We start from the raw sequence: 22,743 nt of genomic DNA on the forward strand, positions 1-22,743 counted from the left end.
TTTTGTAGAGCCGTTTGAAAAGGCCGTCTGAAACTTTCAGACGGCCTTTTCATTCAGCGCAATACCTTATTCGCCGTAATAGGCTTTGGTGAGGATTTCTTCCATGTCGGCCACCATCGGCAGGCGCGGGTTGGCGGGGGAGCATTGGTCTTCATAAGCCATCATTGCCAGCTCGCGGCGGGCTTCCATAAAGGCTTTTTCATCCAGGCCTTGCTCTTTAAACGACATTTTGATGCCCACTTTGCGCGCCAGCTCGTCGCAGGCTTTGGCAAACGATGCCACGCCTTCGGCCGGGGTGCTGCACGGCAGGCCGAGGGTGCGGGCGATTTCTTGGTATTTCACATCGGCTTTGTAATAGTTGTATTTCGGCCAAGTGGCTGTTTTCTGCGGGCGCGTGCCGTTGTAGCGGATAACGTGCGGCAGGAAAATGGCGTTGGTGCGGCCGTGCGGGGTGTGGAATTTGCCGCCCACTTTGTGCGAGAGCGAGTGGTTCATGCCCAAAAAAGCGTTGGCAAAGGCCATGCCGGCGATGGTGGAAGCGTTGTGCATGCGCTCGCGCGCTTCGGGGTCGGCGGCGCCGTGTTTGTAGGAGCGCTCTAAAAATTCAAACACAAGCTTGATGGCTTGCAGCGCGAGGCCGTCGGTGAAATCGTTGGCGAGCACAGACACATAGGCTTCCACGGCGTGGGTGAGCACATCCAAGCCGGTGTCGGCGGTTACGCTGGCGGGCACGGTCATGGTGAACGAGGGATCCACAATGGCGATGGTGGGCGTGAGCGAATAGTCGGCAATCGGGTATTTTTTGTCGCCGTCGCTGATCACGGTAAACGGGGTCACTTCGGAGCCTGTGCCCGAGGTGGTGGGAATGCCGATGAATTTGGCTTTGCGGCCAAGCTCGGGAAAGCGGAAGGCGCGTTTGCGGATATCCATGAATTTTTGCACCAAGTCTTCAAAATCGACGTTGGGCTGCTCGTAGAAAAGCCACATGGCTTTGGCCGCATCCATGGCTGAGCCGCCGCCCAGTGCGATGATGGTGTCAGGCTGGAAGCTGTGCATCAGGTCGGTGCCTTTATACACGGTTTGCACGCTCGGGTCGGTTTCCACATCGGTAAACAATTGCACGGTAACTTTGTTTTTGCGCAGGTTGAGCTGATGGGTGATTTTGTCGACAAAGCCCAAATCCACCATGGAGCGGTCGGTGACGATCATCACTTTTTCGCAATCTTTCATGTCTTGCAGGTATTGGATGGAATCGCGTTCGAAGTAGATTTTTGAGGGCACTTTAAACCATTGCATATTGTTTCTCCGGCGGCCTACTTTTTTGATGTTTAAAAGATTCACGGCGCTCACGTTGTTGCCGACGGAGTTTTTGCCGTAGGAGCCGCAGCCTAAGGTGAGCGAGGGCAGAAAGGCGTTGTACACATCGCCGATGCCGCCGAAAGTAGAGGGTGAATTCCAAATCACGCGGATGGCTTTCACGCGCTCGCCGAAGGTTTTGGCCAGCGCTTCATCGGCGGTGTGGATAGCGGCGGAGTGGCCGAGGCCGTCGAATTCCACCATTTGTTCGGCCAATTTCAAGCCCTCTTCGGTGGAATCGGCTTTGAGCATGGCCAGCACGGGCGAGAGTTTTTCGCGGGTGAGCGGCTCGTTGGGGCCCACTTCGCTGCATTCGGCCACGAGGATATTGGTTTTCTCGGGCACGCTGAAGCCGGCTTGTTCGGCAATCCAGGCGGCCGGTTTGCCCACCACGGCGGCATTCAATTTGGCGCCGCCGCAGCTTTTGCTGCCGGCTTTTACGCCGAAGATGAATTCTTCGAGCAGCGCTTTTTCTTTTTTGTTGACGAAATACACGCCGTAAGATTTGAATTCGTTTACCAAATCGGCATAAATTTCTTTATCGGCAATCACCGCCTGCTCGCTGGCGCAAATCATGCCGTTGTCGAATGCTTTGGACATCACGATGTCGTGCGCGGCTTGTTTGATGTTGGCGCTTTTCTCCACATAAGCGGGCACGTTGCCGGCGCCCACGCCCAGAGCGGGTTTGCCGCAGGAATAAGCGGCTTCCACCATGGCGTTGCCGCCGGTGGCCAAAATGGTGGCCACGCCGGGGTGTTTCATCAGCGATGAAGTGCCTTCCATAGAGGGCTTTTCAATCCATTGCACGCAATTGGCCGGGGCGCCTGCGGCAATGGCGGCATCGCGCACGATTTGGGCGGCATGCGCCGAGCATTGTTGGGCGGAAGGGTGAAAGGCAAAGATAATCGGATTGCGGGTTTTCAGCGCAATCAAGGCTTTGAAAATGGTGGTGGAAGTGGGGTTGGTGGTGGGAATAATGCCGCACACCACACCCACGGGGTCGGCGATTTCGGTGATACCGGTTACATCGTCTTCGCTGATGATGCCCACGGTTTTCAAATCGCGCAGGCGGCGCACCACGTTTTCGCAGGCAAACAGGTTTTTGGTGGCTTTGTCTTCAAACACGCCGCGGCCGGTTTCTTCCACCGCGTGCATGGCCAGCACGCCGTGTTTGTCGAGCGCGGCAATCGAGGCTTTGGCCACGATATAGTCGATTTGCTCTTGATTGAGCTTGCGGAAATCATCCAGCGCGGTGAGGCCGTTGGCCACCAAAGTATTCACCTCGGCTTGGGCGGGGCTGATGGTGGTGTCGACAGATGCGTTCATAAGAAATGCTCCTGATTTAGAATAATGATAAAAGTAGGATAGAAATTTATGGTGACAGTATAGGTAGGATTGTTACGGAATGATTTGATGCAGGTCATATAAGTAATTAAATTACTTTAAATCGTTTATGCTTGACGGCTTTTTAGCTTGGGTTGATTAATTATCTGATTAATATACATTAATTTTTTGTAATTGTGAAAGCTGAAAAGTATTCAGACGGCCTTTAAAAGACATGTTGTTTTTTATTGAATAAATGGAAGAGGCAATCAAATCAAAACATGATGGCAATATAGATATGCATTGTGCAAAATTTGCTAATAAGTAATCAAATAAAGGCCGTCTGAAACGTTTGGCTGTGGAAAACGTTTCAGACGGCCTTTGGTAAGCCTGCCGCCAACTTACAGCAGCGCTTCGATATCGTCGGCAAGCTCGGCGGGCGACACGCTGGGGGCAAAGCGTTTCACCACTTCGCCGTCGCGGTTGACCAGAAATTTGGTGAAATTCCATTTGATGTCGCTGCCTTCGCGCTTTTCGCCCAGCGAGGCCAATTTGAGTAGGAAATCTTTGAATTTCTGGCCGCCGCTGTCTTCAGGTTGTTGCGCTTTCAGAAAGGTGTAGAGCGGGCTGGCGTGCGCGCCGTTGACATCGATTTTGCCGAAAATTTTAAATTTGGTGCCGAATTTCATCTGGCACACTTGCGCGATTTCTTCGCTGCTTTCCGGCGCTTGTTCGCGAAATTGGTTGCTGGGAAAATCGAGAATTTCCAAGCCTTGCGGCGCATATTGCGCATAAAGACTTTGCAGCTCTTCATATTGCGGGGTGAGGCCGCAGCGGGTGGCGGTGTTGACGATAAGCAGCACTTTGCCTTTGTAGTCGGACAATGCCACTTCGTTGCCTTGGGCATCGGGCAGGGTGAAATCGTAAATAGAAGCCATGGTTTTTCCTTTTGCGTGGTTGTTTATTTATTGCAGAATCGCGCCGATGGTGGCAGGTGTGTTGGCTGCCAGCGTTTCGGGTGCGGTTTTTTGGATGAAATCCAGTTGCTCGAAAGCGGCGATGGCTTGCTGCGTGTCGGCGCGGGCGTGGGCGGCGAAAATTTCCGGATAACGCAGCTTCAGCGTGAGCAGACACACGCCCAGCATCACTTGCGGCCATTCGCGGGCGGCGGCGTGAAAAGCCGGTGCGAGCGGCAGCGCGCGGGCGATGGCTTCGAGGTTGCGTTGCACCAGAAAATGGCCGCGGCTTTCACCGGCTTTTTTCTCGAGCTTGAACGCATTCACGGTGTTGTCGAGCAGCGCCATGGCATAGCCGATGGCGCCGAAACCGGCTTCTGTGGGCGCTTGCGGCTCGAGATATTGGCAAATCAGCAGGCTGTTGTAAATCGCTTCGCCCGCATCGGTGATGAGCACGGGCAGCTGGCTGAACGGATTTTGCGCGGCCAATTCGGGCGGGTTTTGCCAAGGGTCGGTAAAAATAAGCTGCATATCGTGCCGGCCGAGCAGGTAGGCGCGAATCAGGCAAAGCCGGCCGTAAGGGGATGTGTGGCTAACATAAAGCTGCATGGCGGTGCTCCTTTTGTTGAGCTGAGAAGATGTATCATACCAAATCTAAAAAATAGGCCGGCTGCGTTGCCTCACCTTGCCGCATTAGCTGTGCTGTTGCAGGCTTCCGCCCTGTTATCTTGTTTTTTAGGGTTGGTATAACTTGCTTGCCGCTCAGCCAGCATGCTGCTGGCGATAACGATTTCAATGGGCAGGTCGGATTCTTGAATCCGACGCTTGTTCGCAGAACAAGGATTCAGCGCTGCGGCAAGTGTCGGATACAAGTATCTGATTTGCAGTTTTCTTGGCCGTCTGAAAAGTTTCAGACGGCATCAGATAATGATGTCAAGGTGCAGGCAAACCGAAGGCTTGTTTCAGCATGGATTGCAGGGCAATTATTAAGTTTATCAGCCATAGATGGGCGGCGGGCAGAGCTTCGGACGTGCTTGCTTGGCGGCTGTAGCTTGGCGGATTGGGAACCACTATAGCACTTCGCGGCGGCGGGCGCATAAAAAACGCCGCTCGGCGAGAGCGGCGTTTTGTGCATCAAAATGATTATTTGCGCAAGCCCAAACGGGTGATCAGGTTGCGGTAAGTGTCGGCGTCGGTGCGGCGCAGGTAAGAAAGCAGGCGGCGGCGGGCGCTGACCATTTTCAACAGGCCGCGACGGCTGTGGTGATCTTTAGCGTTGGCTTTGAAGTGGGGGGTTAAGTCGTTGATGCGGAAAGTGAGCAGCGCAACTTGCACTTCAGAAGAGCCGGTGTCGCCTTCTTTGCGTTGGAAATCTTTGATGATTTGGGCTTTTTGTTCTACGGTCAATGCCATTTTGGAAACTCCGAAAATAAAGTGAACCTTGCGGTTCGGACAAGTTTGCCAAGCCGGAACCTGTGCAAACTCCTGAATCCGCCTGATGAATCAAGCGAAAGGCGGATTATGCCATAACTTTGGCGGTTTTGCACGTTTGGCGGGAGATTTTTCGGGTGGGTGTGGTAAGGCCGTCTGAAAGGTTGAAAGCTTTACAAAACGCCCTTGCCGTCACTCCTGCCTGCGCGGGTGCGACAAATATCTGGTTTTGCAAAGCTTTCAAGTTTTCAGACGGCCTGCCGGTTTATGCGGCGGTGTTCATCAAACGCACGGCTTTCAAGCGGCCTTTGTCGGCCAAATAATCTGCCAAACCAATAAATCCACCGTTTTCGCTATACACGCGTATCGGTGTGCCGGCAGGTAAATTAACGGCATGAAACTCGGGCTGCTGGCCGAATTTGAGCATTTTCACACTTTCATCATCCAGCGTGATGCGGGGCAGGTGCTGCACCAACACATCGCAGGGCAGTAAAAGCGTATCGCGCGCAGCTTCGTCGAGGGCTTCGAGCGCTTCGAGGCTGTGGGTTTGGCTGATGTTGAAACCAGCGGTTTCGGTGCGGCGCAGGGCGGTGAGATGGGCGAAAGTGCCGATGTGTTTGGCGATGTCTTCGCTTAAGGTGCGGATATAAGTGCCTTTGCTGCAACGCACGTTTATCACGGCTTGCGGCGCATCGAAGGCTTCAACATTAATCGAATAAATGGTGATGTCGCGCGCTTTGCGTTCGATAACGATGCCTTTGCGGGCGTATTCGTAGAGCGGGTGGCCTTCATGTTTGAGCGCGGAAAACATCGGCGGCACTTGGCGGATGGCACCGGTGAGCGCTTGGCAGGCCGTCTGAAACTCGGCCGCTGAAATATCGGCACGGGCGGTGGCGATGATTTCGCCCTCGGCATCGCCCGTGCTGCTGGCTTCACCGAGTTTAAGCGTGGCGGTGTAGGCTTTGTCGGCATCGAGCAGGTATTGGGCAAACTTGGTGGCTTCGCCGAAACACACAGGCAATAAGCCGGTGGCGAGCGGATCGAGCACGCCGGTGTGGCCGGCTTTTTCGGCGCGGTAGAGGCGGCGGGCTTTTTGCAGCGCGGTGTTGCTCGATATGCCTTGCGGTTTGTCGAGCAGCAACACGCCGTTAACGGGGCGTTTGGGGGGGGTGGGATTCATGTGTTCAGACGGTTTTGTGTGGTGTGATAGGTGTGGTGGTAGTGTTGCATGGCTTGGGCGATTTCTTGTCGCGGCAAGGCCGCATCGATAAGCGGGATGATTATTGCTGAATAGCCAAGCCAATAGCCGGGTCGCAGCAAGAGTCGTTTCCACGGTGTTTGCATACGGATAAAATCATTCTCGTCGGTCAGTGTGATGCTAATATTCCAGCAAGCGGTAAGAAAGTGAACCTTAACTGGCTCTAGGCGGATGTGTTGGACATGCGCCCATGGAATCAGGCTGCCAGTAGCGAGTGTTGTGCTGTAATCGTAAAAGCCTTCTGAAGTCAGTATCAGCACGGCGGGGCGTTTGAGCTGGCACAACCAACCAATGCCCATTAGCCCAAAAAATAGGAGACCAAACATTTCAAACGCTAGTGTGAAGGTGTAGGTATGCGGGCGCTTTAAAATGTGCAGAAAGCCGACAGTCATCAGTACAGATAGGATGACCATTAAAGCGGTGCGGTAACGGTTGCGGCGGATGGTTAATGGTGGCATGGAGTATTGGCCGTCTGAAAAGGTTTCAGACGGCTTGTTGTCAATAATGGGTTAAGGCAGCCAGCGAAACTGATACAAACGGGTGGTGGTGCTTGTTTTGCCATTGCCATCGGTTTTGCTTTCCGTTGCTTTCACTTCGCTGGGCTGCAGGGTTTGGGTGTTTATTTGGGCGGTAATGATGGTGCTTTTGCTGATTTTTCCTTTAACTTCCTGCCATTCTGCCTGCGTTGCGGGTGTGGGCGCTTTTTTGAGGTTGTGGTCAAAATTTTCCATAACCGTTTCCAACTCCAGATTTTGAGCGGGCTGAAGGGTGGCGGTGTATTTTAAGGTTAGGTTGTTTTTTGACGCGTTTACAAGCTGATAATTGGTTTTTCTGATTAAAGGCAGGCCGAATGATGTTTCATTATCGGTTTGATTGAGCGGGAATGTTGCAGGGTTTTCTTGCGCCCACAAACAAACCCAGTAACACCAAGGCTCTTGCATGGTTTTGAGTTTGAGGGCTTCGTTGAGCTTTTTATCCAGCTCACTATTTTGGGTTTGATTTGGGTTGTTGTTGCCCAAGTGATTGATAAGGCGGTAATAAGCATCCCATTGCGGAATATCCAGCGGCATTCCTTCTTTGCTGATCACCACATCAGGGGCAAGGGCATAGAGTGTTTCTGTAAGCGTTTTGAGCTCTTTGGCGGGCGGTGTGCCGTTGATGGACATCATTTCGGCATTGCTTGTATGCAGCAAAAAAGTATTGTCCGGTTGCGGCAGCAGCCGAATGCGGTATCGGGTTTTAATGGTTTGGTCAGCCGATTGGATGGTTTCTGTTACTTCGGCCTGATGTTGTTGCCAATTAAATACCAGTGGCGCAGCATAGAGATTCAACGATGCTGCTGCCACAATGCCTGCGCACAAGATTTTTTTCATGTGTTAATCGTCTACCGGTTTTTCGGCGGCCACTTCGTCAATCAATTGCGAAATGCTCATGCCGCGCTCAACCGATTCGTCGTATTCAAAATGCAGCTCTGGCGTGCGGAACACGGTGATGCGTTTGGATAATTCGCTGCGCAAAAAGCCTTTGGCGTGTTCGAGCGCTTCGGCGGTTACTTCGCGGGCTTTGTCGTCGAGCACGGTGTAGTAAACGGTGGCGTGGCTGTAATCGCGGGTCACTTCTACATCGTTGATGGTGATAAAGCCGGCGCGCGGGTCTTTCAGGCCAGTGCGCACCAATTCGGCCAGCTCGCGCATGATTTGTTCTTTCACGCGGTCGACGCGGGCATAGCCGCGGGCGGGTTTTCTCATGGGGGTGTCCTTTTCATTATTAAAGAGGCCGTCTGAAACCGTGTTCAGACGGCCTGAAGATTGCCCGCCATTATAGCTGAAAACGGACGCAAAAAACGGCACCTGAAAAGATGCCGTGGTGAAAGATTCGCTCCGCCATCAAGCCGGATGCATAAAGCTTTCTATTTGCTGCAGGCTGATTTCGGGCGTGGCACCGTGGTAAGAGGCCACCAGCGCGCCCAGTGCGCAGGCAAAGGCGAGTGCTTCTTGCGGCGCGGCGGCATTGAGCAGCTTGTAGGTGAGGCCGGCCAAAAAGCTGTCGCCCGAGCCCACGGTGTCGGCCACTTTCACGCGAAAGCCGCTGTTGTGGTAAATCTGGCCTTCTTGATAATACATGGCGCCGTGGCTGCCGAGGGTAACGCAGATTTTGGCCGCGCCGCTCAAATCGGCCAAAAAGCGGATGTTTTGCTCGAGCGAATGGTATTTGGAGCCGAGCGTGCTGGCGATTTCATGCAGCTCGTCATCGTTGAGCTTCACCAAGTCGGCCAGCTTCATGGTGGCCAAAATGCGCTCAATGTCGTAATGCGGCGGGCGCAGGTTAACATCGAAAATTTTGAATTTGGCCTGCTCGAGCAATTGCGCCAGCGATGCACGCGACACTTCATCGCGGGTGGAGAGGCTGCCGAAAATAAACGCATCCGATTCGGCCACGCGCGCCAAGGCGGCCGGCTCCACTTCGATGCGGTCCCACGCGCAGGGGTAAACGATGTCGTAAGAAGCGCTGCCGCTGCGATCAAGCTTCACCTTTACCAGGCTGGTGGCTTGGGTTTTATCTACCTGCAAAAGGTTGCTGTGAACATTTTTTTCTTCAATCTGGCGCAGCAATTCCGCGCCGTCGGCATCATCGCCGCGGCGGCTGATGATGCTGGCATCCGCACCGAGCGAGCGCAGCCGCACCAACACATTCAGCGGCGCACCGCCGAGCACTTTGCCATCGGGAAAATCATCCCACAACACTTCGCCGAAGCTGGTCACTTTCATAATGTATCTTCCTTGATCAGAGATTTGGACAATTCCTCAAGCGGTACGCCTTTGGTTTCTGGCATCATAAACATGACGAATAAAAGCTGCAACACCATCATCGCGGTAAACACGACAAACACCCATGCCGCGCCTATGCTGTCAAACAAAAACGGAATGGCGGCGGGAATGGCGGCGGCCAGCACCCAGTGGGTGGAGCTGCCGAGCGATTGGCCTTGTGCGCGCAGGTGGCCGGGGAAAATTTCGGAAATAAACACCCAAATCACCGTGCCCTGGCCGATGGCGTGCGCCGCGATAAAGAGGAAGAAAAACAGCGGCACCGCCATGCCTTGCCAGTGCATGAAAAAGGCCAGCGATACCAAGCCCAAAGAAATAATATAGCCAAACGAGCCGATATACATCAATTGGCGGCGGCCGAATTTGTCGATTAGAGCCAAGCCCACAAAAGTGAAAATCAGGTTCACAATGCCGATGCCCACGCTGCTGAGCATGGCGGCGCTTTTTTCCAAACCGGCAATTTCAAAAATGCGCGGAGCGTAATACAGAAAAGCATTGATGCCCGACACTTGGTTGAAAAAGGCAATCAGAAAAGCGAGCAACACCGGCGTGCGGTATTTTTTCAGCCACATGCTTTCTTTTTTGTGCGCGCTATCGGCTTTGGCTGCGGCTGCCAGCTCTTCAAAATCGGCATCGGGATTAATCTGCTTCAACACCGCGCGCGCTTCTTCATAGCGGCCTTTCATCATCAGCCAGCGCGGCGACATCGGCACGGTCAACACCATTAAGGTGTAGATGATGGCCGGCAGCACCTGTATGCCCAGCATCCAGCGCCAAGTGTTGGCGCCCAAATCGAGACTGGTAAACATAAAATTCGACAAATAAGCCATCAAAATGCCGAACACGATATTGAATTGATACATCGCCACCAAGCGGCCGCGTTTGTCGGGCGGCGCTATTTCAGACACATAGGCCGGCGCGGCAATGGTCGAAGCGCCCACACCCAGCCCGCCCAAAAAACGGAAAGCGGCAAACAGCCACGGGTCGGAAACCAGCGCCGAGCCGGCCGCGCCGATGATATAGAGAAAACCGATTAAAATCAGCGTTTTCTTGCGGCCGAGGCGGTCAGTGGGAATGCTGCCGAAAAGCGCACCGATGACCGTACCCCACAATGCCGACGACATCACCACCACGCCGTGAAACAGGCTGGAGCTCTGCCACATTTCCTGCAAAGCCTGATCGGCACCTGAAATGACAACGGTGTCAAAGCCGAACAAAAAACCGGCCAAGGCAACCGTAATCGACCAGAAAAGAAGTTTATGCTGGTTCATGAAGCGTCCTTTAATTATGCTGAGTTGAGGAGTGCCGCTTTCAAACGGCTTGTTTTCAGCAGCAGGCGCAAAGCGCGGCTGCACGGTTTCATCATGAGGTGTGAGAAAGTGCTTCAGACGGCCTTATATTCAGATTTATACCTTGCCGCAAAGGGCTGTAATAAAACTAAACGATTTTGTTAAGCGCATTATTATGAAAACAAAATAAGCTGGCAACTGTTTGTTTGCGAGATGTGGAAGAAATTTGATGCACGGCAAAAAAGCGGCCGCTGTTGGGGGGGGGGCGAGGGTGTTTCTATCTAATTGATGTTTATCGTTTAATTTGATAAACCTTCAAGAAGGGTATGAGGTATATAAATTGGAAAAATAAACTTATGTTTTCAGACGGCCTGAAAAACTTGAAAATCTGATTATGTATATAGAAATTAAAATTCAGGAAAACCTGTGATTCAGCTTTTTTATATTGAGTTGGTGCTGGCTTTCTGCGCGTTTCTGTTTGGTTTGGTTGCAAAATTGAATTATCCTACATGCGCATTTTTGTTGGGTGCGGGATGCACGGCGGCAGCTTGCTAGGGTCTGTTCACAATTACTTGTCATAACATTGAATAAAAAGGAAAGCAGGTGTAAAAAGGGAGCTCTCACACAACCCTAATACACCTGCCATGCCCCGCACACTACTCAAAGATGAATACTGGACGAAGCTGTTGCCCATTCTGCGTGATTTGGGTGTTTATTGCAAACCCAATCTACGCCTGATTTTCGAAGGCATCCTATACAGAGTCAGAACCGGCATCCCTTGGCGCGATCTGCCCGAGTATTTCGGCAAACACCATACCGTTTACACGGCTTATAACCGTTGGTCGGCAAAAGGTATTTTTGCCGAAGCCTTAAAAAAGCTCAGCCAAGACTGTGATTTGGAATGGGTAGCCATAGATGGCAGCTATGTTCGGGCGCATCAACATTCAGCCGGCGCCTCATGGCTCAGCGAAGAAGAGGAACACGCAATCGGTATGAGCCGGGGCGGGATGACCAGCAAGATTCATCTGGCGGTAGACGTCTCAGGCAATCCGGTTGAGATTATCATTACTGCGGGCAATATCAACGATATCAGCGTTGCGCCGGAATTGCTTGATAACATCGATCTTGCCGGAACTGAGCTTGTGAATGCGGATAAGGGCTATGATTCAGACCGACTCAGGGAACAGATAGAGGAAAGTGGCGCGAAAGCCAATATTCCCTATAGAAAAGACAGGGAAGAGAAAAATAAAGACATGGACTGGTATCTTTATAAAATCAGGCACTTGGTGGAGAATACTTTTTGTCGTCTGAAACATTTCCGAGCGATTGCCAGCCGCTACGATAAGCTAAAGCGCAACTTCCACAGCACGGTTTTATTGGGATGCATTGTGATGTGGCTACCTTTATGACAAGTAATTGTGAACAGACCCTAGGGGCTGTTCACAATTCATTCGCGAGTAAGATATTGAGCGCAAAAGCGTGGCTGCAAGGCGAAAAGCACAGCAAGGTTGAACACCTTGCGAGCATTTTCAACGCAGCAGGCGCGTTTTTGAGCCAAAATATTGCCGCGTGATGAAATGTGAACAGACCCTAAGCATTTGGATTTAAAAAGGCCGTCTGAAAACTTTTTCAGACGGCCTTTGATGCATAACAAGCAGATTTACAGCGAACGCGCCACTTCTACAATTTCAAACACTTCCAGTTGGTCGCCTTCCACGATTTCGTTGTAGTTTTTCAACATCAGGCCGCATTCGAAGCCCATTTTCACTTCTTTCACATCGTCTTTATAACGCTTGAGCGAAGCGAGCTCGCCGGTGTGAATCACCACGTTGTTGCGGATCAGGCGGATGTGCGAATCGCGTTTCACCATGCCGTCGGTGACCATACAGCCGGCGATGTTGCCCACTTTCGATACGCTGATCACCTGGCGGATTTCCACCGTGCCGATGATGTTTTCTTTCTCTTCCGGCGCCAGCATGCCGCTCATGGCCGCTTTCACATCATCGATGGCATCGTAGATGATGTTGTAGTAGCGGATTTCCACATCTTCGGCTTCGGCCAGCTTGCGGGCGGAGCCGTCGGCGCGCACGTTAAAGCCGATGATAAATGCGCCCGAGGCGATAGCCAGGTTCACATCAGATTCGGTGATGCCGCCCACGCCGCTGTGCAGCACGTTGACTTTCACTTCGTCGGTGGAGAGTTTTTTCAGGCTGCCGGCCAATGCTTCATAAGAGCCTTGTACGTCGGCCTTGATGATAACGGAAAGCGATTGTGCTTGGTTTTCGCCCATGTTGTTGAACATGTTTTCCAGCTTGGCCGCCTGCTGCTTGGCCAGGCGCACATCACGGTATTTGCCTTGGCGGAAGAGAGCGATTTCGCGCGCTTTCTTCTCGTCGGCCATCACCATGGCATCTTCGCCGGCATTGGGCACATCGGAGAGGCCGAGGATTTCTACCGGAATAGAGGGGCCGGCTTCATCAATCGGTTTGCCGTTTTCATCCATCATGGCGCGGATTTTGCCGAATGCGGTGCCGGCAAGCAGCATGTCGCCCTTGCGCAGCGTGCCGTTTTGCACCAGCAAAGTGGCCACGGCGCCGCGGCCTTTGTCGAGGCGGGCTTCTACGATAATGCCTTTGGCGGGCGTGTCGACCGGCGATTGCAGCTCCAGCACTTCGGCTTCGAGCAGCACGGCTTCGAGCAGCGCGTCGATATTGAGGCCTTTTTTGGCCGACACATCGACAAACTGCACATCGCCGCCCCATTCATCGGGCACCACTTCGTGCGCGGTCAGCTCTTGGCGGATGCGCTCGGGGTTGGCCGAATCTTTATCAATTTTGTTCACAGCCACCACAATCGGCACGCCGGCCGCTTTGGAGTGAGCAATCGCTTCGATGGTTTGCGGCATCACGCCGTCGTCGGCGGCCACAACCAAAATCACAATATCGGTGGCTTTGGCACCGCGTGCACGCATGGCGGTAAACGCTTCGTGGCCCGGGGTGTCGAGGAAGGTAATCACGCCGCGCGGGGTTTCTACGTGGTAGGCACCGATGTGCTGGGTGATGCCGCCGGCTTCGCCTTGCACCACTTTGGCGCGGCGGATGTAGTCGAGCAGCGAGGTTTTACCGTGATCGACGTGACCCATCACCGTAACCACGGGCGGGCGCGGCAGCAAAGCATATTCGCCGGCTGCTTCGCCGTCGGACAAGAAAGCTTCGGGATCGTCGGCTTGCGCCGCTTTGCCGATATGGCCCATTTCTTCCACCACAATCAAGGCGGTGTCTTGGTCGAGCGCTTGGTTGATGGTAACCATCATGCCCATTTTCATCAGCACTTTGATGACTTCAACTGCTTTCACCGCCATTTTGTGTGCCAATTCGGCCACGGTAATGGTTTCGGGCACCAAAACTTCGTGCACCACAGGCTCGGTGGGCGCTTGGAAAGCGTGTTGGTTCGGCTCGAGCTTGAGCTGTTTTTTGCCTTTTTTGCCGCCGCGTGAGCGGTCGTCATCGCGGCCGCCCGTGCGCTCGCGCCCTTTGCCTTTGCCGCCGCGCGGCTGTTTGTTGCCTGCGGCATCATCGCGGCTGCTGCGCTCGGGTTTTTTGGCGCGAGCCGGAGCGGGTGCGGCATTATTGCCGGCATTGGCCGCAGCGGCTGAGCCGGTGCCGGTGGCGGCCAGCGGTTTTTTCTCGCTGGGCTTGGCCGAGCGCGGTGCTTCGCTGTTTTTGGCTTCTTTGGCGGCTTGGGCTTCTTGCTGCGCTTGCAGCTTCACAGCTTCGCGGCGCGCCTGACGGTCTTGCTTCTCTTTGAGCAAAGCTTCCTGATGGGCGCGCAGCGCAGCGGCGCGGCGGGCTTCTTCATCGCGCAGCGCTTGCTCGGCAGCGTTCACCACCGGCGTGGGTGCGGCGGCTTGCGGTGCCGGTTTTTTCGGAGCGGCTTCCGCTTTCGGAGCGGCCTTGGGCGCTTCAGACGGCTTTTCGGCTGCGGCTTCGGGCTGCGCGGCGCTTTGCGATGCGGCGGCTTCAGCTTCGGCTTTGACGGCCTCAGCGGCTGCTTTGGCGGCGGCTTCCTGCTCGGCGCGTGCGCGCTCGGCGGCTTCGGCTGCGGCTTTTTCGGCGGCTTCCTGCTCGGCTTTGGCCTTAGCTTCTGCGGCCAGCGCATCGGTGCTGGGCACCACCACGGTGCGGGCGCGGCGGCGGGTTTCCACCTGCACGCCGGCCACGGTGCTTACTTCGGCTTTTTTGCGGCCGATGCTGATGGTGCCGCTCTCGCTGCCGTGTGATTTTTTCAAATAAGCCAGCAACAGTTTTTTGTCGTCAGACGTGATGCTGTCGCTGCCGGATGTTTTCGATACGCCGGCTTCCTGCAATTGTTTGAGCAGGTCGGCAACGGGTCGTCTCAGTTCGGCGGCAAATTGTTCTACGGTGTTGTTACTCATGCTTTACCCCCAATTAGTTTTCTTCTGTGAACCAGTGTGCGCGTGCGGCCAAAATCACTTTTTTGGCCTCTTCGTCGCTAACGCCGGTGATTTCAATCAATTCGTCCACTGATAATTCGGCCAAGTCATCACGGGTGGTGATGCCGGCCTGCGCCAAATCGCGCAGCATTTCCTGATCGATGCCGTCGAGGTTTTTCATGTCTTCGGCAACATCTTCCAGTTTTTCTTCGGATGCGATGGCCAAGGTGAGAATGGCATCGCGGGCGCGGTTGCGCAAAGCTTCAACGCTGGCTTCGTCAAAGCCCTCGATTTCGAGCAATTCGCTGGCCGGCACATAAGCCACTTCTTCCAAGGTGGCAAAGCCTTCCTGCAACAGCACATCGGCGGTTTCTTCATCCACATTCAAGTGCTCGATGAAAAGGTTGCGGATGGCGGCATCTTCGGCGGCGTGGCGCTCTTCGGCCTCTTCAACCGTCATGATGTTGAGCTGCCAGCCGGTCAGGTCGGCGGCTAGGCGCACGTTTTGGCCGCCGCGGCCGATAGCCAGCGCCAATTGGTCTTCCGCCACAATTACATCAACGGCGTGTTTGTCTTCGTCAATCAGAATGCGGCTCACCGCAGCGGGTGAGAGCGCGTTGATGACGAATTGGGCGGTTTCGGGAGACCACAGCACCACATCGATGCGCTCGCCGGATAATTCGTTGGTTACCGCATTCACGCGTGAGCCGCGCACGCCGATGCAGGTGCCTTGCGGGTCGATGCGGGTGTCGTTGGATTTCACGGCGATTTTGGCACGCTGGCCCGGATCGCGGGCGGCTTCGCGGATTTCGAGCAGGCCGTCTTCGATTTCGGGCACTTCCATTTCAAACAGCTTCACCAGAAAATCGTGCGAGGTGCGGCTGAGCACCACTTGTTTGCGGCCGGTGTTGCCGATTTCATCCACACGCAAAAAGAGCGCGCGCACGCGGTCGCCGTTACGGAAGTTTTCGCGCGGAATCATTTGATCGCGCGGCAGCAAGGCATCGAGCTTGCCGATTTCGATAATGGTGCCGTGGCGTTCCACGCGCTTGACGGTGCCCATCACGATGTCTTCTTTGCGTTGCAGGAAATCATCCAGAATCTGCTCGCGCTCGGCATCGCGGATGCGCTGCAAAATCAGCTGCTTGGCGGTTTGTGCGGCTTGGCGGCCGAAGCCTTCGTTTTCGAGCTGCTCTTCGTAATATTCGCCGACTTGGATAGTGGTGCCGGGAATTTCTTCTTGAATTTCTTCGATGGTTTTTTCTACATCGGGGTAGGTGTAGTCTTCATCAACCACAATCAGCCAGCGGCGGAAGGTGCGGTATTCGCCGCTGTCGCGATCGATTTCCACGCGCACATCCATATGCTCGCGGCCGGTTTTTTTCTTCGCAGCGGTGCTCAGCGCAAATTCGAGCGCGCTGAATACCACTTCGGCATCCACATTTTTTTCGCTGGCCAGGGCTTCGGCCAGTTGCAGCAGTTCACGACTCATGGTCAGGATTCTCCGTTAACTTATTAATCTTTATTGAATTTGAATTCGGGCTTCAGGCGCGCTTTATCGATATTGCTCAATTCGATGTCGGCGCTTTTGCCGTCGAAGCTGATGCGCACGATATCGTTGCTGCAACCTTCAATGCGGCCGATGAAGTTTTTCTGGCCTTCAATCGGCAGGCGGGTTTTGATTTTGGCCTGCTCGCCGGCAAAGCGGGCGAAATCGGCGGCTTTTTTCAGCGGCCGATCCAGGCCGGGGCTGGAGATTTCCAGGCGCTTGTAATCTACATCTTCCACCATAAAGAGGCGGCTCAAGTGGTTGCTCACGGTGGCGCAGTCTTCCACGGTGATGCCGTCGGGCTTGTCGATAAACACGCGCAAATCGCCTTGGGCGGTGAGCTCGAAATCCACGAGCTCGTAGCCCAGGCCCGGCAGGGTTTTGTCCAGTATGGTTTGAATATCCATTTTACTCCACGGAAACAAAAAAATGGCCCTGTGGCCATTTTTCTTGGAAATTGAAAAATTTCTTAATTATAACTGGTTTATCCGTAAAAGAAAAGTTTTTGCATGCAGGCGTTTATGCGGCTTAATCGGCGCTGTGGGCGGCATTCGGGCCTATGGTTGCGGGCTTGGCCGCCTGTGGTTTTGTTTTTCAGACGGCCTCTTCGGTAGGGTATGGCGTTGGCGGCAGTATGCCGCATTCTGGTTTTCAATTGAAAAATAGTGATTTTATCTTTTTTGAATTTTCAATTTGGTGAATTGTTATTTTTATCAGCGGTGTTTCTGTATTTTTTTTGGGTTTTCACTAGATTGCGCTTATGCAGGCCGTCTGAAATATTTTGCCTGATGGCTTGCGGAAAGGCTTGGCGCGGTCTAGAATCAGCCGCTAATTCAGTATGTTTGTTGAGCCGGTGCGGCCTGTGTAGCCAGGCTGATCCGGTTTTATTATTTTTGAAAGCGCTTTTGATTATGACCCAAACCCCGATTTACAATTTTTCCGCAGGCCCCGCTATTTTGCCCGATTCGGTGTTGCGCACGGCGCAAAGCGAGATGTTTGATTACAACGGCACCGGCTTTTCGGTGATGACCATGAGCCATCGCTCTGATGTGTTTATGAGCATTCTCTATCATGCCGAGCAGGATTTGCGCCAGCTGATGGATATTCCCGATAACTATAAAGTGCTGTTTCTGCAAGGCGGCGCGAGTGCGCAATTCAATATGGCGGTGATGAATCTGGCTAATGGCTTCAAGCGCGTGGATTCGGTGGTAACCGGCAACTGGAGCCGCATCGCCCACAGCCAGATGGGCAAATTGTCGGATGTGGAAATTCATTTGGCGGCGCACGGCGGCGAGCAATTCAACTACACTAACCTGCCGCCGGTGAGCTCGTGGGATATCGATAAAGATTCGGCTTTTGTGCATTTTGTGATCAACGAAACCGTGCATGGTCTGCAATATCGCGAAGTGCCCCGCTTGGGCGACGATATGCCGCCGCTGGTGTGCGATATGTCGAGCGAGATTTTGTCGCGCAAAATCAATGTGAGCGATTTCGGCATGATTTATGCCGGCGCGCAGAAAAATATCGGCCCCTCGGGCGCCACCATTGTGATTATCCGCGAAGATTTGCTTGAGCGCTGCTCGGATCATGTGCCCGATGTGTGGAATTATAAATCGCACATCAACAAACAAGGCATGTATAACACGCCGGCCACTTATCCGATTTACATTTCGGGGCTGGTGTTCCGCTGGCTGCAATCGCAAGGCGGCGTGGCGCAAATGGAAACCATCAATACCTTGAAAGCCAAAACCTTATATGAAGCGATTGACAACAGCGGCGGCTTTTATATTAATCGTGTTCACCCGGGCGCGCGTTCGAAAATGAATGTGATTTTCCACACCGGCAGCAAAGAGCTGGACGAATTATTTGCCCAAGAATCCACCACGCGCGGCTTGCAGCTTTTGCGCGGCTATCAGTCGATGGGCGGCATGCGCGCCAGCATCTACAATGCCATGACCTTGCAAGGCGTGGAAGCGCTGATTGACTTTATGCAGGAATTCCAGCGCCGCTACGGTTGAGCTGTTGCAATGAGGCCGTCTGAAAGCTGATCCGGCTTTTCAGACGGCCTAAGCCTTTGTAACACCAATTCGAAAAAATAAGATAACAAGGCGGCGAGCCGAAGACAGAACAAGTGTCGGATTCGAGAATCCGACCTACAGGCTGCCTGCTTGTATATTATTTTTTTAGATTTGGTATGAGATAAGCGAAGCGCTGCTTTGCACCGGGCGCCCGCCTGCGCGGGTGCGACAGATATCTGTTTCGCGAAGGTCTCGGCCTTTGTTTAACTGTCAATGTTGTGTCATTTTGTTTTTTAATCGTAAACGTAAAATGAGAGGCCGTCTGAATCGTTCAGACGGCCTGCTTGTTTATTTTAAACCGTAAACTCAAATGGCTTCGGCTTCTTCTGCCAGAAAACCGCGCAGCTTTTGCATGGCTTTGACTTCGATCTGGCGGATGCGCTCGGCCGATACGCCGTATTCTGCGGCCAATTCGTGCAGGGTGAGGCCGCCATCGTCTTGCAGCCAGCGGGTTTCCACGATGCGGCGGCTGCGCTCATCAAGCTTGGCCAAGGCGTTTTGCAGGCCTTCGGTTTGCAGGGCGTAATGCGCTTTTTGGGCGATTTGCTGGGTGGGCTCGGTGTGGTTGTCGGCCAGCCAGTCGATGGGGGCGAAGCTGTCTTCGTCATCATTGTTGTCGGCCATGATGCCGATGTCGCGGCCGGTCATGCGCTGCTCCATTTCCAGCACTTCGGAAAGTTTCACGCCCAAATCGTCGGCAATCGCCTGCGCTTCTTTCGGCGACAAGGCGGAAAGGCTTTTGCGCATGCTGCGCAGGTTGAAAAAGAGCTTGCGCTGCGGCTTAGTGGTGGCCACGCGCACCAAACGCCAGTTGCGCAGGATGAATTCGTGGATTTCGGCTTTGATCCAATGCACGGCAAATGAAAACAGGCGCGCGCCGCGGGTGGGCTCGAAGCGCTTCACGGCTTTCATCAGGCCGATGTTGCCTTCTTGGATCAGGTCGGCTTGGTTGAGGCCGTAGCCGTCATAACCGCGGGCAATCGACACCACCACGCGCAAGTGGGAAAGAATCAGCCTTTTGGCGGCTTCGAGATCGCCGTTTTGTTGGCGCTCGGCCAGCGAAGTTTCTTCTTCCGGCGTGAGCATGGGAATGCTGTTTACGGTATGAATGTATTGTTCCAAGCTGCCGTGGCCGCTGGGAACGGGTAATGCTAATGCGTTATTCATAGACATTATTCGGCTTTCCTTCGTGTAGATGGCGGATATTGTGTATCCGACTTGGTATTCTAGCACCGTCGGCATCGGAGAACCAGTATGAGACAGACGGCAGTATAGGTTTGATTAGACAGGAATGCAGTGTAGGGATTCAAGAGGTGATAGGTTAAATTGTGTATATTTTTTAAATTGATTTATTTTTAATATTTGAGTATTTTACTCGGGTATTGTGATTTTGGCAAGATTGAGTATAAAGAATTTGTGTGGCGCTTTTATTTCAGACGGCCTGTTGTCTGCTTGGGCAATAGGCCGTCTGATACCAATCCAAAAAAGTAAGCTTACAAGGCGACGAGCCGAAGACAGTACAGATAGTACGGCAAGGCGAGACAACGCAGTAAGGTTATTTTTTTGGATTGGTATGAATGGGTTTATCGAGGCGGGCGGCGTTTGCCGACGAAGTAAAGCGCGGCGGCGGCCAAGGCCATAATGAGCACCAGGGGCCATGAGCTGCCGAGCTTCATATAAGGGGTTTCGCCGGCATAGCCTTGGATGCGGCCTTCGAGCACCATGGTGGTGTCGGGCGTGGCTTCGGCCACGATGCGGCCTTGCGGGTTGATGATGGCGGTGGCGCCGGTGTTGGTGGCGCGCACCATATAGCGGCCGAGCTCCAGCGCGCGTGCCTGCGATTGCTGCAAATGCTGGAACATGGCGTTGGAGCGGCCATACCAAGCCATATTGCTGGCGTTGGCCAAGAGGCTGGCTTGGCGGGCGGAGGCGATTAATTCGTCGCCGAAGCCGTCTTCATAGCAGATATTGAAGGCTACTTTTTGATTGGCCATCTGAAAAGGCGTTTGCGCTGCGCCACCGCGTTTGAAATCGGCCAGCGGCATATTCATGAGGCTGTAGAGCGGCTCGGTGAGCATGGGCAGGGGCTTGTATTCGCCAAAAGGCACTAAGTGGTTTTTGGCGTAATAAGGGGCGGCGGCTTGGTCGGGATTGTAGCCGGCCAGGTTGATCACGGCGTTTTCATAGCCGGCGCCATCGGCGGTGTATTGGGCGATGCCCAGCGCCAAGGCGCTGCCGTTGCGCGCGGCTTGGTCGGCAAATTGGTTGATCACGCCTTCGGGCAGGCTTTGCCGCATCACCGGAATGGCGGTTTCGGGCAGAATCACAATGTCGGCATGGGTGTGTGCCACTTGATCGTAATAGCGCTGAATGGTAGGCGCCACTTGCGCTTCGGTCCATTTCAGCGTTTGCGCAATATTGCCTTGCGCCAGCGCCACGGTGGCGCTGCTGCCGTCGGGATGGGTGAATTCGGTTTGGCGGGCGAAGTGGCCGCCCAGCAACAGCGCGGCAATGGCGGCGGCGGCACCGAGGCGGATTTTGGTGTGGCCGGGGCTGTTTACCAGTAAAACCAGCCAAGCGCCGAGGCAGGCGGCAGCGAGCGTAACCAAATGAATGCCGCCGATGGGGGCGAAGCCGGCCAGCGGGCTGCCATCGGCGATTTGCGAATAGCCGAGTGCGCCCCAGCCGAAGCCGGTGAGCAGGCGCTCGCGGGCGAATTCGGTTAATGTCCACAAAAGCGGTAGCGCCACGCCGATATGCAGCCAGCGCGGCAGGGTGAATTTTTCCCACAGCCAAATGCAGGCGGCGGGGTAAAGGGCGAGAAAGGCCGGCAGCAAAAAGGTGAGCGGCACGGCATAAAGATTGGGCAGGCCGGACACATCATGCAGAGCGGTGTGTATCCAGTAAAATTGGGCGGTGTAGGCCGTCAGCCCGAATAAATAGGCCGCCGCCACGGCACGGCGCGGGCGCAATTCCCAAAGCCTGATCAGCGCGGCAAACAAGAGCGGCATCAGCCAGAAATGGTAATAAGGGGCGAAGGTGAGCGGCGTGGCGGCGGCGAGAAGCAGCAGCAGCGGCCAGTAGAGAAGCGGCTTTTGCCAATAGGTGTCGAGTTTGTGCAAGAGGCTCATAGGGGATTCAATAGGCTCGTGGCGGTTTACGGTGGCAGAAAAAGGCCGTCTGAAAGCTTGGCTGCATGGCGGCGAAGCTTTCAGACGGCCTTGATTATACCTGATTAGTGTGCGGCTTTTTTGCGCAAAAGCTTCATCAGCGGCAGCACCACGGCACACACCAAAGCGCCGGTAATCACGCCGATAATCAGATTGGCCACTTGGCCGGCTAAGCCGCTGTCCCAATGGTGGGCGTGCAGAAATTCGTGTATCCAGCCGGCATTGTGGGCGATGATGCCGCCGCCGACGAGAAACATGGCCAAGGTGCCGATCACACTCAGGCCGCGCATAAACCACGGCATAAAGGCGATGATGCCGCGGCCGAGCGTGCGGGCGGCGGCATTGGGCTTGCTCATCAGCCAAAAGCCGATGTCGTCCATTTTCACAATGCCGGCCACCAAGCCGTAAACCAACACCGTCATGCCCAAGCCGATGGCGCTCATCACCAGCGATTTGGTGAGGATGCTGTAGGCGCTGACCACGCCCAGCGCGATGATGATGATTTCGGCCGACAAGATAAAATCGGTGCGGATGGCGCCTTTGATTTTGGTTTTTTCGTCCACAATTTCATCGGTGGCGGCGTGCGGCTCGTGGGCGGCTACTTGGCGGTTGAGAAATTTGTGCAACAGCTTTTCCACGCCCTCGAAGCAGAGAAAAGCGCCGCCTATCATCAAAAGCGGCACAATCAGCGAGGGCATAAACACCGAGAGCAACAGCGCCAGCGGCACTAAAATCAGCTTGTTGACCAAAGAGCCTTTGGCCACCGCCCACACAATCGGCAGCTCGCGGTCGGCGCGCACACCGGTGACTTGATTGGCGTTGAGCGCCAAATCGTCGCCCACCACGCCGGCGGTTTTCTTGGCGGCCATTTTAGTCATCACGGCCACATCGTCGAGCACGGCGGTGATGTCGTCCAGCAGGGTAAATAAAGAGGCGAAAGCCATAATCAAGCCGATCTTGAAGCAAAAATAACGGCGTATTATAGCTCGAACGCAGGGGCAAGGCGCGGTGCATACGCAAAGGCCGTCTGAAGCGGCGGCAAAAAACGGCAATAA

The 22,743-nt window shown here is 54.1% G+C and carries 19 protein-coding genes; 3 read left to right on the plus strand and 16 right to left on the minus strand.

From position 1 onward, the window contains the following. Positions 1 to 66 precede the first annotated feature (66 nt). The 10 genes from adhE to LVJ78_RS02520 all read right to left on the minus strand — a co-directional run bounded on the left by adhE (position 67) and on the right by LVJ78_RS02520 (position 10,537). Positions 67 to 2,682 (minus strand): bifunctional acetaldehyde-CoA/alcohol dehydrogenase, encoded by a 2,616-nt coding sequence (gene adhE, locus LVJ78_RS02475; RefSeq protein WP_132954771.1) that lies wholly within the window; start codon positions 2,680 to 2,682, stop codon positions 67 to 69. A gap of 398 nt (positions 2,683 to 3,080) precedes the next feature. Further along, positions 3,081 to 3,617 carry a glutathione peroxidase gene (locus LVJ78_RS02480; protein ID WP_132954772.1) on the minus strand — a complete coding sequence of 179 codons (537 nt, stop codon included), beginning with the start codon at positions 3,615 to 3,617 and terminating at the stop codon, positions 3,081 to 3,083. A gap of 27 nt (positions 3,618 to 3,644) precedes the next feature. Beyond that, positions 3,645 to 4,244, minus strand: a complete 600-nt coding sequence (locus tag LVJ78_RS02485; protein WP_132954773.1) for a glutathione S-transferase N-terminal domain-containing protein — start codon at positions 4,242 to 4,244, stop codon at positions 3,645 to 3,647. Between the two features lie 534 nt (positions 4,245 to 4,778). Next, positions 4,779 to 5,048: a 30S ribosomal protein S15 gene (gene rpsO, locus LVJ78_RS02490; RefSeq protein WP_132954774.1), complete on the minus strand. Its 270-nt coding sequence runs from the start codon at positions 5,046 to 5,048 to the stop codon at positions 4,779 to 4,781. A 283-nt stretch (positions 5,049 to 5,331) separates the two neighbouring features. After that, entirely contained in the window at positions 5,332 to 6,246 is a 915-nt protein-coding gene (gene truB, locus LVJ78_RS02495; protein ID WP_132954775.1) for a tRNA pseudouridine(55) synthase TruB, read from the minus strand. After that, positions 6,243 to 6,782, minus strand: coding sequence for an STM3941 family protein (locus tag LVJ78_RS02500; protein ID WP_132954776.1), 540 nt, complete (start codon positions 6,780 to 6,782; stop codon positions 6,243 to 6,245). The genes truB and LVJ78_RS02500 overlap by 4 nt, the downstream gene beginning before the upstream one ends. A 51-nt stretch (positions 6,783 to 6,833) precedes the next feature. Beyond that, positions 6,834 to 7,697: a hypothetical protein gene (locus tag LVJ78_RS02505; protein WP_132954777.1), complete on the minus strand. Its 864-nt coding sequence runs from the start codon at positions 7,695 to 7,697 to the stop codon at positions 6,834 to 6,836. Positions 7,698 to 7,700: 3 nt separating this feature from the next. Then, positions 7,701 to 8,072, minus strand: a complete 372-nt coding sequence (rbfA, locus tag LVJ78_RS02510) for a 30S ribosome-binding factor RbfA (protein WP_132954778.1) — start codon at positions 8,070 to 8,072, stop codon at positions 7,701 to 7,703. A gap of 138 nt (positions 8,073 to 8,210) precedes the next feature. After that, positions 8,211 to 9,092 carry a carbohydrate kinase family protein gene (locus LVJ78_RS02515; protein ID WP_132954779.1) on the minus strand — a complete coding sequence of 294 codons (882 nt, stop codon included), beginning with the start codon at positions 9,090 to 9,092 and terminating at the stop codon, positions 8,211 to 8,213. After that, on the minus strand, positions 9,089 to 10,537 hold the full coding sequence (locus LVJ78_RS02520; RefSeq protein WP_132954780.1) for a sugar porter family MFS transporter: 1,449 nt from the start codon (positions 10,535 to 10,537) through the stop codon (positions 9,089 to 9,091). The genes LVJ78_RS02515 and LVJ78_RS02520 overlap by 4 nt, the downstream gene beginning before the upstream one ends. A 545-nt stretch (positions 10,538 to 11,082) precedes the next feature. Between LVJ78_RS02520 and LVJ78_RS02525 the strand changes: the two genes are divergently transcribed. Further along, positions 11,083 to 11,847 (plus strand): IS5 family transposase, encoded by a 765-nt coding sequence (locus tag LVJ78_RS02525; RefSeq protein WP_244802560.1) that lies wholly within the window; start codon positions 11,083 to 11,085, stop codon positions 11,845 to 11,847. 251 nt (positions 11,848 to 12,098) lie between these two features. Here LVJ78_RS02525 and infB read toward each other — a convergent pair whose 3' ends face one another. From infB to rimP, 3 genes are read right to left on the minus strand one after another with little or no spacing between them, the layout of a single operon-like run. After that, complete coding sequence (infB, locus tag LVJ78_RS02530; protein WP_132953340.1) at positions 12,099 to 14,873, minus strand: translation initiation factor IF-2; 2,775 nt, start codon at positions 14,871 to 14,873, stop codon at positions 12,099 to 12,101. Between the two features lie 13 nt (positions 14,874 to 14,886). Beyond that, entirely contained in the window at positions 14,887 to 16,383 is a 1,497-nt protein-coding gene (gene nusA, locus LVJ78_RS02535) for a transcription termination factor NusA (RefSeq protein ID WP_132953342.1), read from the minus strand. A 23-nt stretch (positions 16,384 to 16,406) separates the two neighbouring features. Continuing rightward, positions 16,407 to 16,847 carry a ribosome maturation factor RimP gene (rimP, locus tag LVJ78_RS02540; protein WP_132953344.1) on the minus strand — a complete coding sequence of 147 codons (441 nt, stop codon included), beginning with the start codon at positions 16,845 to 16,847 and terminating at the stop codon, positions 16,407 to 16,409. A gap of 22 nt (positions 16,848 to 16,869) precedes the next feature. Between rimP and LVJ78_RS02545 the strand changes: the two genes are divergently transcribed. Continuing rightward, positions 16,870 to 17,106 (plus strand): hypothetical protein, encoded by a 237-nt coding sequence (locus tag LVJ78_RS02545; protein ID WP_132953346.1) that lies wholly within the window; start codon positions 16,870 to 16,872, stop codon positions 17,104 to 17,106. 245 nt (positions 17,107 to 17,351) lie between these two features. Then, a complete protein-coding gene (serC, locus tag LVJ78_RS02550; protein ID WP_132953348.1) occupies positions 17,352 to 18,458 on the plus strand; it encodes a phosphoserine transaminase in 1,107 nt (368 codons plus the stop codon). Positions 18,459 to 18,824: 366 nt separating this feature from the next. Here the strand turns inward: serC and rpoH are convergent, their stop codons facing one another. From rpoH to LVJ78_RS02565, 3 genes are all read right to left on the minus strand, one after another. Further along, entirely contained in the window at positions 18,825 to 19,685 is an 861-nt protein-coding gene (rpoH, locus tag LVJ78_RS02555; protein ID WP_165870900.1) for an RNA polymerase sigma factor RpoH, read from the minus strand. A gap of 416 nt (positions 19,686 to 20,101) precedes the next feature. Then, a complete protein-coding gene (gene lnt / locus LVJ78_RS02560; RefSeq protein ID WP_132953350.1) occupies positions 20,102 to 21,649 on the minus strand; it encodes an apolipoprotein N-acyltransferase in 1,548 nt (515 codons plus the stop codon). Positions 21,650 to 21,753: 104 nt separating this feature from the next. After that, entirely contained in the window at positions 21,754 to 22,632 is an 879-nt protein-coding gene (locus tag LVJ78_RS02565) for a DUF808 domain-containing protein (RefSeq protein ID WP_132953352.1), read from the minus strand. Positions 22,633 to 22,743: the final 111 nt, after the last annotated feature.

The organism is Uruburuella suis (assembly GCF_022870845.1).
Lineage (GTDB): Bacteria > Pseudomonadota > Gammaproteobacteria > Burkholderiales > Neisseriaceae > Neisseria > Neisseria suis.